The organism is Parapedobacter defluvii, assembly GCF_014642075.1.
GTDB classification, from domain to species: domain Bacteria; phylum Bacteroidota; class Bacteroidia; order Sphingobacteriales; family Sphingobacteriaceae; genus Parapedobacter; species Parapedobacter defluvii.
Window position 1 is genome coordinate 12,761 of record NZ_BMIK01000013.1, and the last position, 16,643, is coordinate 29,403.

13 protein-coding genes are annotated in these 16,643 nt (G+C 51.1%); 3 read left to right on the forward strand and 10 right to left on the reverse strand.

The window, feature by feature from the left end:
* Nucleotides 1–111: 111 nt before the first annotated feature.
* The gene (locus tag IEX60_RS16685) at nt 112–2,235 is read left to right on the forward strand and encodes a M3 family metallopeptidase (protein WP_188752544.1); all 2,124 of its coding nucleotides are present in this window, start codon (nt 112–114) and stop codon (nt 2,233–2,235) included.
* 12 nt (nt 2,236–2,247) lie between these two features.
* Here the strand turns inward: IEX60_RS16685 and IEX60_RS16690 are convergent, their stop codons facing one another.
* Nucleotides 2,248–4,011, reverse strand: a complete 1,764-nt coding sequence (locus tag IEX60_RS16690) for an ABC transporter ATP-binding protein (RefSeq protein ID WP_188752545.1) — start codon at nt 4,009–4,011, stop codon at nt 2,248–2,250.
* Between the two features lie 43 nt (nt 4,012–4,054).
* A complete protein-coding gene (gene truA / locus IEX60_RS16695) occupies nt 4,055–4,816 on the reverse strand; it encodes a tRNA pseudouridine(38-40) synthase TruA (protein ID WP_188752546.1) in 762 nt (253 codons plus the stop codon).
* 613 nt (nt 4,817–5,429) lie between these two features.
* Here truA and IEX60_RS16700 point away from each other — a divergent pair.
* Together IEX60_RS16700 and folE are read left to right on the forward strand one after the other, a co-directional pair.
* A complete protein-coding gene (locus IEX60_RS16700) occupies nt 5,430–5,843 on the forward strand; it encodes a 6-pyruvoyl trahydropterin synthase family protein (RefSeq protein WP_188752547.1) in 414 nt (137 codons plus the stop codon).
* Nucleotides 5,844–5,867: 24 nt separating this feature from the next.
* Nucleotides 5,868–6,500, forward strand: coding sequence for a GTP cyclohydrolase I FolE (gene folE, locus IEX60_RS16705; RefSeq protein ID WP_229717611.1), 633 nt, complete (start codon nt 5,868–5,870; stop codon nt 6,498–6,500).
* 4 nt (nt 6,501–6,504) lie between these two features.
* On the opposite strand, the gene IEX60_RS16710 is transcribed toward folE, so the two are convergent.
* From IEX60_RS16710 to ftsH, 8 genes are all read right to left on the reverse strand, one after another.
* The gene (locus tag IEX60_RS16710) at nt 6,505–8,967 is read right to left on the reverse strand and encodes a DUF5686 and carboxypeptidase regulatory-like domain-containing protein (protein ID WP_188752549.1); all 2,463 of its coding nucleotides are present in this window, start codon (nt 8,965–8,967) and stop codon (nt 6,505–6,507) included.
* A 59-nt stretch (nt 8,968–9,026) separates the two neighbouring features.
* On the reverse strand, nt 9,027–9,704 hold the full coding sequence (gene trmD, locus IEX60_RS16715; protein WP_188752550.1) for a tRNA (guanosine(37)-N1)-methyltransferase TrmD: 678 nt from the start codon (nt 9,702–9,704) through the stop codon (nt 9,027–9,029).
* Between the two features lie 24 nt (nt 9,705–9,728).
* The gene (locus IEX60_RS16720; RefSeq protein ID WP_188752551.1) at nt 9,729–11,396 is read right to left on the reverse strand and encodes a sodium/sugar symporter; all 1,668 of its coding nucleotides are present in this window, start codon (nt 11,394–11,396) and stop codon (nt 9,729–9,731) included.
* Between the two features lie 163 nt (nt 11,397–11,559).
* Nucleotides 11,560–12,183, reverse strand: a complete 624-nt coding sequence (locus tag IEX60_RS16725) for a rhomboid family intramembrane serine protease (protein WP_188752552.1) — start codon at nt 12,181–12,183, stop codon at nt 11,560–11,562.
* A 33-nt stretch (nt 12,184–12,216) separates the two neighbouring features.
* Nucleotides 12,217–13,308, reverse strand: coding sequence for a PA0069 family radical SAM protein (locus tag IEX60_RS16730; RefSeq protein ID WP_188752553.1), 1,092 nt, complete (start codon nt 13,306–13,308; stop codon nt 12,217–12,219).
* A 186-nt stretch (nt 13,309–13,494) separates the two neighbouring features.
* Entirely contained in the window at nt 13,495–13,869 is a 375-nt protein-coding gene (locus IEX60_RS16735) for a hypothetical protein (RefSeq protein ID WP_188752554.1), read from the reverse strand.
* 29 nt (nt 13,870–13,898) lie between these two features.
* The gene (locus tag IEX60_RS16740) at nt 13,899–14,543 is read right to left on the reverse strand and encodes a LutC/YkgG family protein (protein WP_188752555.1); all 645 of its coding nucleotides are present in this window, start codon (nt 14,541–14,543) and stop codon (nt 13,899–13,901) included.
* Nucleotides 14,544–16,619: an ATP-dependent zinc metalloprotease FtsH gene (gene ftsH / locus IEX60_RS16745; RefSeq protein ID WP_373285058.1), complete on the reverse strand. Its 2,076-nt coding sequence runs from the start codon at nt 16,617–16,619 to the stop codon at nt 14,544–14,546.
* Nucleotides 16,620–16,643 lie beyond the last annotated feature (24 nt).

A 16,643-nucleotide genomic window follows, 5' to 3' on the forward strand; every position in this document is an offset into this window, starting at 1 on the left:
CGGATACACGAATGATCAATGATGATTGATTCGTGTATCCGTAGCATCCCTCGCTTTTTTAACTTGACAACTTATTCCTACCTTTGGCTCCGGAAACCCATCCGCACACAGATGAATCGTAAACAAATTTTACCCTTATTGATGATTTCTACCGCGTATATCACGTCTTGTGAAGACCCCAAAAAGATCGCCGAAAACCCATTTTTAATTGCATATAACACGCCCTTCGGTGTGCCACCTTTTGACCAGATCAAAGACGGACATTTCAAACCCGCCCTCGAAGCAGGGATGGAGGAGCACAACGAAGAAATTGCGGCCATCGTCGGCAACGCCGAAGCGCCCACTTTTGAGAACACCATCGTCTCGTTGGAACATGCCGGCCGGCTGCTTAGCCGGGTTAATACAGTGCTCAGCAACCTTAACTCGGCCAACACCAATGATTCGATCCAAGCCGTTGTAAAAACAATGGCACCGGTACTTTCCGCCCACCATGACAACATCCGTCTGAATGAACAGCTGTTTACCCGCATCCAATCCGTCTGGAACCAAAGGGACTCCCTCTCGCTTAACCCAGAGCAGGCCAAGTTGCTGGAAAACACCTATAAAATGTTTGTCCGGGGTGGTGCCAACCTACAGGAAGAAGACAAGAACAAGCTACGCAAGATCAACGAAGAGCTGTCGGTCCTGACGGTACAGTTCAACCAAAACCTGCTGGCGGAAACCAATGCTTACGAACTGGTTATTGACCACGAGAAAGATCTGGCAGGGCTGCCGGAAAGTCTGATCGCCGCCGCTGCGGAAACGGCCGGCGAAACCGGAAAACCAGGCAAGTGGGTATTTACACTTTCCAATCCCAGCGTTATGCCCTTTTTGCAATATGCCGACAACCGCGTCCTACGCAAACAGATCTGGGAGGCCTATAAAAACCGGGGAGATAACGGGAATGCCAGCGACAATAAAGAAATCGCCGTAAAGATAGCCAACCTCCGGCTGCAACGGGCCAATCTGTTGGGCTATCCCACACATGCACACTACGTATTGGAAGAAGCAATGGCTGAAAAGCCGGACCATGTATACCAATTGCTACATGACCTTTGGAAGCCCGCATTGGCCAAGGCTAAGGTAGAAGCTGCTGATATCAAGAAGGAAATCGAAGCGTCGGGCCAATCGTTTGATCCTGCTCCGTACGACTGGTGTTACTACAGCGAAAAGATCCGCCAAAAACGGTACGCGCTCAATGAAGACGAAATCAAGCCTTATTTCAGCCTGCGCAACGTACGCGAAGGTGCTTTTGACGTTGCCAACCGCCTGTATGGACTTACCTTCACGGCGCTGGATAGCATACCTGTATACCATCCCGATGTCGAAGTATACGAAGTATCCGATGCCGATGGCAGCCAACTGGGTATTCTCTATGCCGATTTTTTCCCGCGTGCATCCAAACGTGTGGGTGCATGGATGACCTCTTACCGCCGGCAGAAAACCGAAGACGGTAAGCGCATCGCACCGATCATTTCCATCGTTTGCAACTTCACCAAGCCCATCGGCGACAAGCCTGCGCTGCTCACCTTTGATGAAGCCAGCACCTTGTTCCACGAATTCGGCCATGCCCTGCACGGATTGCTTTCAAACGTCACCTATGAAAGCTTATCGGGCACTTCCGTTTCACGGGATTTTGTGGAGCTTCCCTCGCAGATCCTGGAAAACTGGGCAGCAGACCCTGCGGTACTCCGCTTATATGCCCGCCATTATGAGACCGGAGCGGTCATTCCGGATGAATTGATCGCCAAGCTGGAACGAGCCCGTACGTTCGACCAGGGGTTTGCAACCGTTGAATACCTGGCGGCTTCTTTTCTCGACATGGATTACCACACACAAACAGCCGAGATTACCGATGGGGCAGTTGCTTTCGAGCAGGCTTCCATGCGCAAAATCGGACTGATCGATGAAATCATTCCACGCTACCGCAGCACGTATTTCCAGCATATTTTCAGTGGTGGATATTCTGCAGGCTATTACAGCTACATCTGGGCAGAAGTATTGGATTCGGATGCCTTTGCCGCGTTTAAAGAGAAGGGATTGTTCGACAAGGCTACGGCCGACTCCTTCCGCGGGAACATCCTGGAACGGGGCGGAACCGAGCGCCCAGCCGTGTTGTACCGTAACTTCCGGGGTGCCGATCCGAATCCGGTATACCTGATGCGGAAACGCGGATTGGATTCAATAGCCGAATAACGTGAACCCGGATTAGATTCCTGCCGAATGGAATTGCAGCTCGTATAACCGGCGGTAATACCCGTCTATCCGGAGCAATTCCTGGTGGGAACCCATTTCCTTCATTTCGCCTTTATCAAGCACAATGATCTTATCGGCCTTCTGGATGGTAGACAGCCGGTGGGCAATGACGATGGACGTGCGGCCTTTCATCAGCGTGTCAATGGCTTGCTGAATAAGTTCCTCGGTCTCGGTGTCTACCGATGAAGTAGCTTCATCCAATACCAGTATTCTGGGGTCGTGAACCAGCGCCCGGATAAATGAAATCAGTTGGGCCTGCCCGGAAGAAAGGGTTGCACCCCGTTCCTGCACTTTATAGTCATACCCACCCGGCAACCGCATGATAAACTCATGGGCTCCCACCTGTTTGGCCGCGTCGACAATCTGCTCCCGTGTAATAGCCGGATCATTCAGGCTGATGTTGTTGGCCACCGAATCCGAAAACAGAAAAACATCCTGCAACACCGTAGCAATGGTACGGCGCAGGTAATTAAGTTCATAATCACGGATATCCGTGCCGTCCAACAGGATAGCACCGCTGTTTACTTCGTAAAAGCGGCTGAGAATGTTGATGGTAGAGGACTTGCCGGCACCCGTAGCCCCCACCAAAGCAAGGGTTTCACCCGGCTTCACGTGGAAGTTGATGTCTTTCAGCACCCAGTTGTCGGCATCGTAAGCAAACCATACCTTGTCAAATACAATGTCTCCGCGGATCGTGCCAGGTTGCCGGGTGCCGGTGTTCGGGGTTTGTTCATCGGTATCCAGCACCGCAAATATCCGCTCGGCACTTACCATCCCCATCTGCAGGGTATTGAATTTATCTACCAATTCCCGGATGGGACGGAAGATCATGTTGATGTACATAATGAATGCCACAATCACACCCGGCGACAGCTGGCCGGCCAATACCTGTTTAGAACCGTACCATACCAACAGGCCCAACGCAATGGCCATGATCACTTCTATCACCGGAAAAAAAATAGAAAAATACCAATTGGCCCGGATGTGTGCATTGCGATGCTCGGCGTTCGCCGCCTTAAACTTACGCATTTCCTGCTCTTCACGCGCGAAGTACTGGATGATAGGGATGCCCGATATGTGTTCCTGCAGGAACGTATTGAGGTTGGATACCCACTTGCGCACATCTTGAAAGGCCGATTTCATGGCCTCTTTAAAAACGTAGGTTGCCCCGATCATCAGGGGCATGGGAATCAACACGATCAGTGTCAGCTTCCAATCGGTATAAAACATTACACCGAGGATAACCACCAGCTGAAGGATGTCTCCGATGATCTGGATGAGCCCCTCGGAAAAGATATTTGCAATGGTTTCCAGATCGGAGATCGTACGGGTGATCAGCCGGCCGATTGGCGTATGGTCAAAATATTTCAGCCGCAGCCCCGTAATGTGGTTGAATACGTCGATGCGCAGGTCGCGGATGACGGACTGCCCCAACGTGCTGGTCATCAACGTATGAAAATAGCGGATCACGGTTTGAACCACCAACAGCCCCAACATTAGCATCAGCATCAGCTGAAGCCCGTTGACGTCATTCTGAAGGATAAATCGATCCAGGGTATACTCAATGACCATGGGGAGCGCCGGAGCCACACCGGCCATGATAATCGTAAGGATGACAGAGACGACAAAAATTCTGCGATAGGGCTTCACATACCGCATCATCCTGCGCAGCAGGTGCGCATCATACGTCTTGCCGGTAACTTGGGGTTCGCTCATGGGTCATGCAAAAGTACGATTTTGTTGGATATCTCCGATCGGATTATAGATATGGATAGGTCACTTCCGATAAAAACAACCCACAGGCCGGAACCGAGGTGCCGGCTACCGACCGGTCCTTACTGCGGATGACCTCGTGCATATATTCCGGTGCATGCTCACCCCGTCCGATCTCCATGAGCGTGCCGACAATCGCCCTGACCATGTTGCGGAGAAACCGATTGGCTGAAATGTAAAATACCAGCTGCCCGTCACCCACCCAACGCCATTCCGCGTCCGTAATACGGCAAAGATTCGTATGCACCTGCGTATGGGACTTGCTGAAACAGGAAAAATCTTCGTATTGCTGTAAAATTTCAGCTGCAGCATTCATGGCACTCACATCGGGCACTTCGCGCAGTAACCAGGAGCGACCGTGTAAAAAGGGATCTTTCCGGGTGTGCGCATGGTATTCATACGAGCGCCTCACCGCGTCAAAGCGCGCATGGGCATCATCAGCTACGGCAATGAGTCTTTTTGCAGCGATATCATGCGGCAGCAGGGAGTTAACCTGGTAGAGGAATCTGTCAGTGTCGTCAAGTGCCGCTGAATGACTCACGTCAAAATGTGCATACAGTTGTTTCGCATGGACACCGGTATCGGTACGGCCACATCCCACGGTATGGATGGATTGGCGCAACAGTGTACTCAATGCCCGGTCAAGGACCTGCTGCACGGTTAACGCATTCGGCTGGATCTGCCAACCGTGGTAAGCTCCACCGTCGAATGCGAGTTCAATGAAATACCTGCTGTTGGTGCTTTTCACGGAGGCAAAGATAGGGTTTAGAGAGGCGTGTTGCAATGCACGACGGAACTGTAACGCTCACTCCGTTCACGCCACTAGGTTCCTTTCGTGCATTTGCAACACTGGAAGGCGGGGTGGGGACGGAACTGTAACGCTCACTCCGTTCACGCCACTAGGTTCCTTTCGTGCATTTGCAACACTGGAAGGCGGGGTGGAGACGGAACTGTAACGCTCACTCCGTTCACGCCACTAGGTTCCTTTCGTGCATTTGCAACACTGGAAAGGCGGGGTAGATACGGAACTGTAACGCTCACTCCGTTCACGCCACTAGGTTCCTTTCGTGCATTTGCAACACTGGAAGGCGGGGTAGATACGGAACTGTAACGCTCACTCCGTTCACGCCACTAGGTTCCTTTCGTGCATTTGCAACACGGAAAGGCGGGGTGGGGACGGAACTGTAACGCTCACTCCGTTCACGCCACTAGGTTCCTTTCGTGCATTTGCAACACGGAGAGGGAGTTGGGGTTCCTTTCGTGCATTTGCAACGCAGGAAGGGCATAAGAGGCAAATGCAAATTTGCGAATCGGCGATTTTACAATTAGCAAATCATCAAATTAACGTATCTTTGCACGCTATGATATATCTTACACGGCGTGAACGGTTTAATGCGGCACATAAATTATACCGCGAGGGGTGGACACTGGAACAGAACGAGGCCGTTTTCGGTAAATGTTCAAATCCGAATTGGCACGGGCATAACTACGAACTTTTTGTCACCGTAAAAGGGGAAGTCAACCCCGAGACCGGGTTTGTCATCGATTTAAAAGAACTGAAAAGTATCATTACCACCTATGTGATTGACAAACTGGATCACCGGAATGTCAATTTAGATGTAGATTTCATGCAGGGAAAAATGGCTTCTACCGAAGTGCTCGCGATCGAAATCTTTCATCAGCTCAAAGCCCATATCGAAGCCCACGGGGCAATCTTGCATTCGGTCAGGCTGGTCGAAACTGAAAACAATTCTGTGGAATATTTCGGCGACTGACGCCGGCTATTAATGGATACAATTATGGAAACTAACTTTCCACTCAACGAGGAAGAAATTGACGGATACGTCAAGATTGACCGCTACAATCCCGAAAAGATTGCCCGTATTGCAGGGCACTATACGGAGATTCTTGAGTTACTGGGAGAGGACCCTTCCCGCCAAGGGCTGCTGAAGACGCCGGAACGGGTGGCCAAAGCCTTACAATACCTTACCCATGGGTACGATTTGGACGCAGCGGAAATACTGCGCGGGGCCATGTTTGAAGAGGAATACAGCCAAATGGTCGTGGTCAAAGACATCGAGGTATACTCCATGTGTGAGCACCACATGCTGCCCTTTTTCGGCAAAGCCCACGTGGCTTATATTCCAAACGGCCACATCGTTGGACTTAGCAAAATACCGCGCGTCGTGGATATTTTTGCCCGCAGGTTGCAGGTGCAGGAGCGGCTTACCAATGAAATCCGTGATTGCATTCAGGACACGCTGAACCCGGTTGGCGTAGCGGTGGTTATCGAATGCAAACACCTTTGCATGTGTATGCGGGGGGTGCAGAAACAAAACTCCGTTACCACCACTTCGGCGTTTACCGGCGAGTTTGCACATGAGCGCACCCGCAACGAATTCCTGCGGCTTATCACGGCTTCCCTGGATTAACCCATCAGAACAGCCTCAACCCGATCCGGATGGCGTCTTTTCCGCGTAGCCCGGACTCGGAACTGAATGAACGCGCATACATCACACGCAGCCGCTGCCATTCCAGTCCGACATGCGCCTCTGCATAATGCTCCATTTCAGACGTATGCAGGTAGTGGACTCCAATAATTTCCTGCAACTTGAGTTTACGGAGCAACGGCACCTTGCTGGTCAGTAGCGTAGATAAATTATATTCACCATGCCCCTCTACAAAGTTCCCCGCCGTGCTGTGCAGGTAATAATCCAACAGCAGGAATGTTGTGAGATGCTGGTCGCTCACCAACGTCTTTGTACCGTTAAAATGCCCGTAATCGGTGTAGTATAGTCGCTTGTTGTTCAGAAATGCCCCTCCCTGGATATCGAATGACACACGGCCATACAGTCCCAATCCGATTTCTGTTTTGTGCAGCCGGGCGGTTACCAAGTCATAGTCTGTATCCCCACCGAAGACACCGGGAATACCCTTTGTATAATTGACCGACAAGGTAGGCCATTTCGATGGAAGGTATACCCGCCGGTGGGGATAGGTTTCATACTGAGTACCAAAGTCATACATTGCTCCCAAGCTGATTTTGAACGACTGGTTTTCATCAAACAGGGGAATATCGGCATGCGGCGTGAACGGGTTGTTTGAAGTAAGGTATGGCTCATTTTGCTCCCAAAATGTATAGCCCGAACGGTTCGGTAACCATAGGCGGTTCTCCCACGCTGCTGATGCGGTCAGGGTTACGTTAGCCGGCAGCGTATATCGCCACGCCGTCCTAGCAAACGTCCGTTCGTATAATTTCAGGTAGTTACGGCCGAAAAACGCCGTACTGATCGTATTGAAAAGCGGCGGCAATGCCCCCCGATTATTTAGGTCCTGCATATCACTGCCGGCGGACAGGTTGACAAAACTTTTCGCCAAGGGGAACGAAGTACCCACGTAACCGTTGAATCGCTTGTTGATAAACCCATACCGCGCATTGCCGTACACGGTGAGGTCCCGATCGAGGATGGTATCCACACGCTTGACATACCGTGCACCGTAGTTAAGCGCCAGTCCTTCCACGGTATTATAGCCCACGGAAGTCGCCAGCCCGTCCATCGAAATCCGCCAACGCTGCGCGCGGTTGCGGTACGTATATCCACCCAACAGAAAGCTCTGTGGTTTGAAGCGGTTCGCTTTGCGGTCTACGGAATCCAGGTATTCCTTCGACTCGCGTCGACGCTGCAAGCTGTCTTTCCGGAGGTAGTCTACCCGCTCTTCTTCGGTAAGCGGTAGCGGCCGGTGTTCAGCCCAATAGACGGAGTCCCGTTTATTGACACCTTCCACAATCCGCAATACCTCATTCAGTTTGCCCCGTTGCATTTCGGGATTCATCGCATATTCACTGTATACAGCAGCAAAATATCCGCCCACCCGGAAACTGAATAGTCCGCCCACAAAATCAAACCGGATGCTGGACGGCTGCCATTGCCCGCTTTGCAACGGAATAAATTCCTGCCGGATATGCAGCGTATCCAGTATGTTGATACTTGCTTCCTTGGTAAGCAGCAGGTTTATCCCATAAATCCGCCACGAATCTTCTAGGATGTAGATATCACCCTGATAAAGAGGTTCCGCCTTGCGGCGCGGGGTTACTTCAATTTTGTGGACTACCTGCCCATTTTCTTCCGTGGTGCCCAATAGCCTGTACCGGTAGTAGCTTAATGCATTATCCGCTATGGGGGACACAAACGGTCGGGCGCTAAGCCCGTCAAAGATGGGCTGATGGTTTTCGTAAAAATTAAGTTTCAGATCGGCCGCCCGGTTAAAACTGAATGCCTGGTTGTTGCCTGAAAACTTGGAGCTGATCATCTCCTCGTGAAAATCATCGGGAGGATGTACGCGGATGCGGGATTCGGATTCCGAGAGGTAGACAATACCCGTCCGGTTAGAATCCAGGCCGATTTCCCGGCCGATTTCGTCGAGGTCTATCCCCAAAAACTTCTTGGGTGCCTGCAGCAGCCGCTGCACCCCCTTGATGTAGACGCGGGCGGTGTAAGGAGCTGCTTCATTCAAATGCTGCTTCCTGCTGCGGATCGCCTTACGAATAATCGCGTAGGCCGGGTCTTCTCCGTTGCCGATGACCACTTCATCCAGCAGGTAAGCCTCTGTATGCAGCACGATGGACAGCTGGGTGTCCCGGTCGAGTGTTAAACGTTCCGCAGTTTGCCGGTATCCGACCGCTCTGGCAAGCAGTTGATGTTCGCCTGCCGGCAGCCGGAGCCGGAATAGCCCCTCGCTGTTGGCAGCCGTGCCCACGCCACCTTCTTGTTTATAGATGCTGGCAAACGGCACCGGATTTCCATGCTCATCGGTTACCTGCCCTGTTAACAGGTAAGACTGTGTATGGGCCGACAGCGCAGCGATGAAAAGAATAAGCGTAAAAACGGATTTGAGCATCCTCAAACTTACAAAAGGTTACCCATTCATCGGTGTTAAAAAATGTGAAGGGTACCTGTTTACTCTTCAAAAAGATCGGGACGCCGTTCTTTGGTACGGGTAAGGGCCTGTTCATCCCGCCAGGCATGGATAGCGGCCTCGTTACCGCTCAGCAGCACATCGGGCACTTTATGCCCACGCCAATCGGCCGGCCGCGTATATACCGGTGCATCCAGCAATCCTCCCTGAAACGAATCGGACAGCGCCGAAGTCTCGTCAGACAAGACACCAGGAATCAGGCGGACCACCGCATCCACCAATACCGCGGCCGGCAATTCGCCGCCCGACAGTACGTAGTCACCTATGGAAAGCTCCCGCGTCACGAAGATATCCCGGATGCGCTGGTCAATCCCTTTGTAGTGCCCGCAAAGAAGGATGATATTTCCCTTGGTTGAGAGGTGATTGGCGATGGATTGGTTGAGTGTCTCACCATCGGGTGTCATAAAAATGACCTCGTCATATTCCCGCGCTTTCTGCAACTGCTCAATACAGCTTGCAAAAGGTTCAATCTGCATTACCATGCCGCTTCCACCGCCATAGGGATAATCGTCTACACTTTTATGTTTGTTATTCGCGTAGTCGCGCAGGTTATGCACGACGATTTCACACAGTCCTTTTTTCTGAGCACGTTGTAAGATTGAGTGCGCAAAAGGACTTTCCAGCAAACCCGGCAGCACCGTGATGATATCAAATCGCATGAACAAAGATAGGGGTTTTACTTCCTACCAGAAAATTGCATAGACAGCTACGAGCAATCCCACGATAATGATCGTACCCGCCAGGAATCCGGGGTGAACCTTAAACATGCCGCGGTCCACTTCCAGCCCATTGGGCACCACACCCCGCTTATTTTCGATGACACTGATGATATACATCCCTAAAATACAGAAGAGAAATACGATCCCCATCCGATCGATGAATGGAATTTCGTATACCCCCGCCGCATTGGGTACGGCAAATCCGATGGAATATAACCCCGATAGATCCGTCCACTCCGGCAGGAATTTCAGGATAACGGACAGTGCAAACCCGCCCACCGTTGCAAACAATGCCGCATTGGATGTGGATTTCTTCCAGAAGAATCCAAGGATGAACATGGCGAAAATACCGGGGGATACAAATCCCGTATACTCCTGAATATACTGGAACCCTCCTTTTTCAATACCCAGGTGCGGCGCGATAACAACCGCCAGGATCATCGTAACCACGATGGTGATTTTGCCGATATTGACCAGTTGGCGTTCACTGGCATCTTTGTTGAATATTTTCTTGAAGATATCGAGCGTAAAAATGGTTGCGATACTGTTGGACTTCCCGGCCAGCGAAGCGACGACCGCTGCCGTCAATGCGGCAAAGGCCAATCCTTTCAATCCTACGGGAAGCAGGTTGAGCAGCACCGGGTAGGCTTTATCCGGACGTACCGCATCGCCTTCCAGCATCTCCGTCTGAAAGAATCCTTCCTGATACAATACATAAGCGGCGATGCCCGGCAGTACCACGATAACCGGCATCAGCATTTTCAGGAACGACGCAAACAGAATTCCGTTGCGGGCGGTTTTGAGATCGGCTCCCAGTGCCCGCTGCGTGATGTACTGATTACACCCCCAGTAGTTGAGGTTGACGATCCACATCCCACCAATGAGGATGGAAAGCCCCGGCAAGCTGATGTAATGTTCCTGTGTCTTATCAAAAATCATATCGAAGTGCGAGGGTGCCTTTTCATGCAACAGGCCCAATCCGTTAAACACCCCTGTGGTTCCGAAATGATCAGACACCATGTTAAGTGCCAGGTATGTTGTGGCCAATCCGCCGAGAATCAGTACCAATACCTGGATCACATCCGTGTACCCGATCACCTTCATGCCGCCCAGCGCGATGAAAATGGCAAAGATCGCAAGCCCATACATGCACACCGTGAAGTTAATATCCGAAATGGCCGATACCGCCAATGCTCCCAGGTAAAGAATGGAGGTCAGGTTGACCACGACATACAGCAACAACCAGAACACGGCCATAATGGTACTTACGGTGCCATTATAGCGCTGGTTAAGAAACTGGGGCATGGTGTAAATCTTATTCTTCAGGTACACCGGAATAAAAAACACCGCCACAATAATCAGCGTAGCCGCCGCCAGCCACTCATAGGCCGCAATGGCGAGGCCCAGTTTGAAGCCGTCTCCGCTCATGCCGATAAACTGTTCCGCCGAAATGTTGGAAGCAATCAACGATGCACCGATGGCCCACCACGTCAGCGAACCCTCTGCCAAAAAATAATCCTTGGTATTTAATTCCTTGGTTTTCTTGCGATAGTAAATCCAAAGACCATAGCCTGAGATAATGATAAAATAACACAGGAAGACGATATAATCCGATGGTGCCAAGGTTTTCATTTGCCTTTTGTTGAGATAAGTTTATAAAGTCGGCTAATGTAAATATTAATCGGAACAATCGCAATGCAGTAAGCTTACATTTCAGGAGATATTTTGCAAAAATAAATACAAAACACTTATAATGAATGCATTAAAATAGTGTTTCGAACACACTAAGCACCGTTTACATAAACTGATCGATAAAATGCTGGATGATACCGGGGTACAGCAAAACGGTAAACAGCAAACCGAAAACGGCCCCGTAAAAATGCGCGTCGTGGTTGATGCTATCCCGTGCGTTTTTCGACGCCCATACGCAATACCCCAGATAGAGGATGGCAAACAGCCACGCGGGCATGGGGATAATAAAGAAAATGCCCAGCATAGTTGTCGGCTGAAAAAGAATAAAACTGAACAACACCGCGCTTATCGCCCCCGAAGCTCCCAAACTATAGTAATGCGGATTACTGCGTTCTTTAAATACCGTGCGGACATCGCTCAGCACCAGACCCAGCACATAGAGCAACGCAAACTGTACATGCCCCCAGGTGCTTAGCCCTGCTAAGATGGACTCAAGTGCAAACCCGAAAAAATAAAAGGTGAGCATATTGAATAACAGATGCCCCCAATCACGATGGATTAACCCACTTGTGAGCAGTGTATACACCCGCTGCCCCCGGCTTACGCTGTAAGGATGCAGCATGAATCTGCCGAAAAGATGCTGATTTGAAAAGGTGTACAAGCTGGTGACGATCGTAAAGGCAAAAATAATGCTCGCTACAGGAGTGTTAATCAGGTATTCTTTCATGTAAAGGACTTCTGGTCCCGAAAGTAAGAAAAATTATTGGCCATCAAAGACAGCGGAAAACAAATTCAACTGCCTCCCGCCCTTTGGCGCAAACAAATCCAGTCTCAGTTCCGGTATCCCGGCGGTTGGCATGTGGCGCTTTACACTGAGTTTGAATAACTGCCTGATACTGGATGCCAGCTCCCCTTCGCCACGCATGCGTACGCCCCAACGGCTATCGTTCAGCTTGCCGCCGTGGCACGCTGCAATGTTATGCAACACCTTTTCGGCCCTGTCTGGGTATGCCTTATGTACCCAGTCTGTGAACAGCTCCCCAATCGCGCCGTTTAATCGGACGATGGTATAGCCCGCTCCTTTGGCCCCATGTTCGGCTGCGGCTTTGATGACCTCCGGCATCTCGTCACTGTTGAGCCCCGGCACAATGGGTGCACACATGATCATCGTGGGTATGCCTGCTTCACTAAGGGCCTGAATCACCTTAAGCCTCCCCTTGGCCGTAATCGTCCGTGGTTCCATTTTCTGGCGCAGTTCCTCATTCAGTGAGTTTAACGAGATCGCCACCTGAACGAGCCCCAATCCGGCCATTTCGGTCAAAATGTCTAGGTCCCGCAGAATCAGGCCATTCTTGCTGATGATGGATACCGGATGCCGGTATGCCCGCATTACTTCCAGAATTGATCGCGTAATCCGGAGCTTCCGTTCAATAGGTTGATAGCAATCGGTATTTCCGGATAGCATAATGACCTGCGGCTGATAACCTTTTGTGTTAAACTGGCGCTCCAGCACCTCCGCAGCGTTCCGCTTCACGATAATCTTACGCTCAAAGTCCAGCCCCGCACTGTATCCCCAGTATTCATGGGCATTCCGTGCGTAACAATAAATACACCCGTGTTCACACCCCTGATAGGGATTGAGCGAGTACCCCATGGGCAGATCGGGACTGTCGTTCGTACTGATTATCTTTTTCGGGTGCTCCTCGATAAGCTGCGTATCCGAATTTTCCAGAAATTCTTCGTCGAGCCCTTCGATGTGCTCGGCTACATACCGCTGAGCCGCAAACTTATTATGTGTATTAACCTGAGCGCCGCGACCCTTGAAATAGTCGGGATTTTGTATGATGTCCATGAGACAAAAATACTAAATAAATTAGTATTTTGTTATTTTATTTTCCCTCGCCGGGCATGGGAGCGCTCTATCGCCGCGGAGGCGACTTCTTTTGCTCAGTCGCCGCAAGGGCTCGTTCTTTGGCTTGACCCAAAGAACCAAAGGTCAAGGCTGTGAAGCCTCGGTCGCAGGCTGATTGCAAAGCATTTACGGTGCGTATTGCAGCCGCTGTGCTTCCCCAATCCGCTTGTATGTTGCCAGTACGCAGGTTCCTGCACATGCTTTGCGGCTCCCTGCTTCCCGATTCTTCAAGGCCGATCCCCCTCCGAACGGAGATGTATTGCAATACGAACAGCCATTCCGCTCCGAACGTCCGTTCCCTGCGCCTGTCAGCACCTCCTCATCGTATCCCGCCAATGCCGCCTTATCCTGCCGCGGCTTGCAGTGGGATGCACTACCGTGGTAGCGGCAGGATACAGCGGCGAGTCTTTGGTTACTTTCTGCGGAAGAAAGTAACGCCCTGTCGCGGCGAGCGACGAAAAGCCTTGCGCGCCAAAGCCAAAAAGCCCTGCGCGCAGACAAATAAAAGCCTTGCGGCTTGAGCAGAAAATTCAATCTAATAAAAACACATAAAGCTCCTTAGGGCCATGGGCACCCAATACAAGCGTCTTTTCGATATCTGCCGTACGGCTTGGGCCTGTAACGACGCTGATCAGGGAGGGCAGTGCCGCACCGTATTTCTGCTGCATGAGAGCGAGGCCATCTTTGATGTCCATCACCAGCTGAGCGGTATAGGCTACCACGATGTGGATATGGGGATAAATATTCAACCGCCTTCCCCCGGCATTGCCATTGCTTACCAATACGCTGCCCGAACGCGCTATCAGCGCTTCACACGTAGTGATTCCCGCTTCGGCCTCCATAAAATCTTTCTCCGTACGGAAAAAGGGAAACTCATACCGGTCCAGCAGTTGCTGTACCGGGGACTCCCATGCATACATTTTCCGTAGCTTTTCTTTCTCGGCGAGTGACAAAAGGTTCTCGATAAAACTTACCTCGTCTTCACAGTACACGAACTTACCGGCCACTGCCGTAAAACGTTCCGCAAAAAGAATGTCCATAGGCTCTGTCTCACGGACGTGTAAGGCCGTTTCCTCAAAATTCGGATAAGGATGTTCCCGCTTTTGGAGCAGTGCATGCCGTATTTTTTTCAGCATCTGCTCCTTAGCCGTCGTGTTCTTTATATTCTTTTGCATCTATGCAGAGGTCTGCGTATCCTCTTCAGAAGGTTTATTTTCGAACGTTCCGGAATTATCACCTACGCCATCGTGTACCAAACCTTCCGCAGCCTTGCGTTGGTCACCTTCCGACTCACCGTTCACAAACTCATCATACGTGGTACGGTGATCAAACGGACGTTTACCAAGAATTTGCTCCAGGTCTGTCTGGAAGAGGATTTCTTTTTCAAGCAGCTTTTCCGCCAAGGCAATGAGGCCATCCTGTTTTTCAAGCAGCAATTTCCTGGTTTTCTCGTAAATGTCCGCAATCAATCCACGTACCTCCTCATCGATCAATTCGGCTGTTTTTTCCGAATACGGACGCTGGAACTGGTTCTCCTGGCTATCGTTGAACGAGATATTACCCACTTTGGAGTTCATGCCGTATACCGCCACCATCGCGTAAGCCAATTTGGTGATGCGCTCCAGGTCATTCTGAGCACCCGTAGAAATCTTACCGAAGGTAATATCTTCGGCCACCCGTCCGCCCATGGTCATGCACATTCCGTCGATCAACTGCTCGGTGGTGTATAAGAATTGCTCTTTGGGCAGGTACTGGGCATAGCCCAATGCTGCCACCCCACGGGGTACGATGGATACTTTCACCAGCGGATCGGCATGTTCGAGGAACCAACCTGCAATCGCGTGACCCGCTTCGTGGAATGCCACAATGCGTTTCTCCTCGGGCGATATGATTTTATTTTTCTTCTCCAACCCACCGATTACGCGGTCAATCGCATCCTGGAAGTCCTGCATATCGATCGAAGCCTTGTTACGCCGTGCAGCAATCAGGGCCGCTTCGTTGCACACATTGGCAATTTCGGCCCCCGCAAAACCCGGTGTTTGTGCCGATAGCTTTTTGGCGTCTACCTCAGCCGCCAGCTTCAGCGGCTTCAGGTGTACTTTGAAGATCTGTTCGCGGCCTACCAGGTCCGGTTTGTCGATGGAAATCTGTCGGTCGAACCGCCCCGGCCGTAGAAGTGCCGAATCCAGTACATCCGGGCGGTTGGTAGCCGCCATGATGATGATGCCTGAATCGGTGCCAAAGCCGTCCATTTCCACCAGCAGCTGGTTCAGCGTATTCTCCCGCTCATCGTTGCCGCCCATCACACTGTTTTTCCCCCGAGCCCGCCCGATGGCATCTATTTCGTCGATAAAAATGATACAGGGGGCCTTGTCTTTCGCCTGGCGGAATAAGTCACGCACGCGGGAAGCTCCCACGCCGACAAACATCTCCACGAAATCAGAACCCGACAGGGAGAAAAATGGCACCTGCGCTTCTCCCGCAACCGCCTTTGCCAACAGGGTTTTCCCGGTACCGGGCGATCCCACCAACAGAGCGCCCTTCGGAATTTTACCTCCCAGGTTCGTGTATTTTTTCGGATTTTTAAGGAAATCCACGATCTCCATTACCTCCTGTTTCGCTTCCTCCAGGCCCGCCACATCACTGAACGTAATGGCTACCTGCGATTCCTTATCGAAAAGCGTGGCTTTGGACTTTCCGATATTGAAAATCTGTCCGCCGGGGCCTGCACCTCCGCCGCCCATGCGCCGCATGATAAAAATCCAGAATACGATGATCAGCAACAGCGGCAACATGATGGAAAAAATCCAGCCCGTCCAGGCATTGGTACGGTCTTCCAACCGCAGGGATACCCGGTCATTCGGATCAATGTCCTGCTGGGCTTCGCTCAGCTTCCGTTCCAATGCGTCATACGATCCATCTGTAAAGAAATACTGAGGGCCGGCAGATGGTGTGAGCATCAGGCCGTTGGCATTGGGCTGTACATCTTTATATTTCGGATCGGTGAGCCGGTCTTTTTTGATAAATACCTCAACAAAGAACAGCTCATTCCGTTTATAGGCAATCAGGCGGTCTACATCGCCCGGCTTCAACATCTTTTCTTCAAACTCCTGATACGTAATCTGCTTCGCTTTGTCGTCGCTGAAAACGTACTGCAGCGCAAAAAAGCCAAAAATCATCGCTACCCATAACCACATGATATTGAACCGCGGCGGTTTTGGCGTCACTTTTTTACTGGGCACTCTTTTTATTTTATCGGGTCCGTTCGGCATACC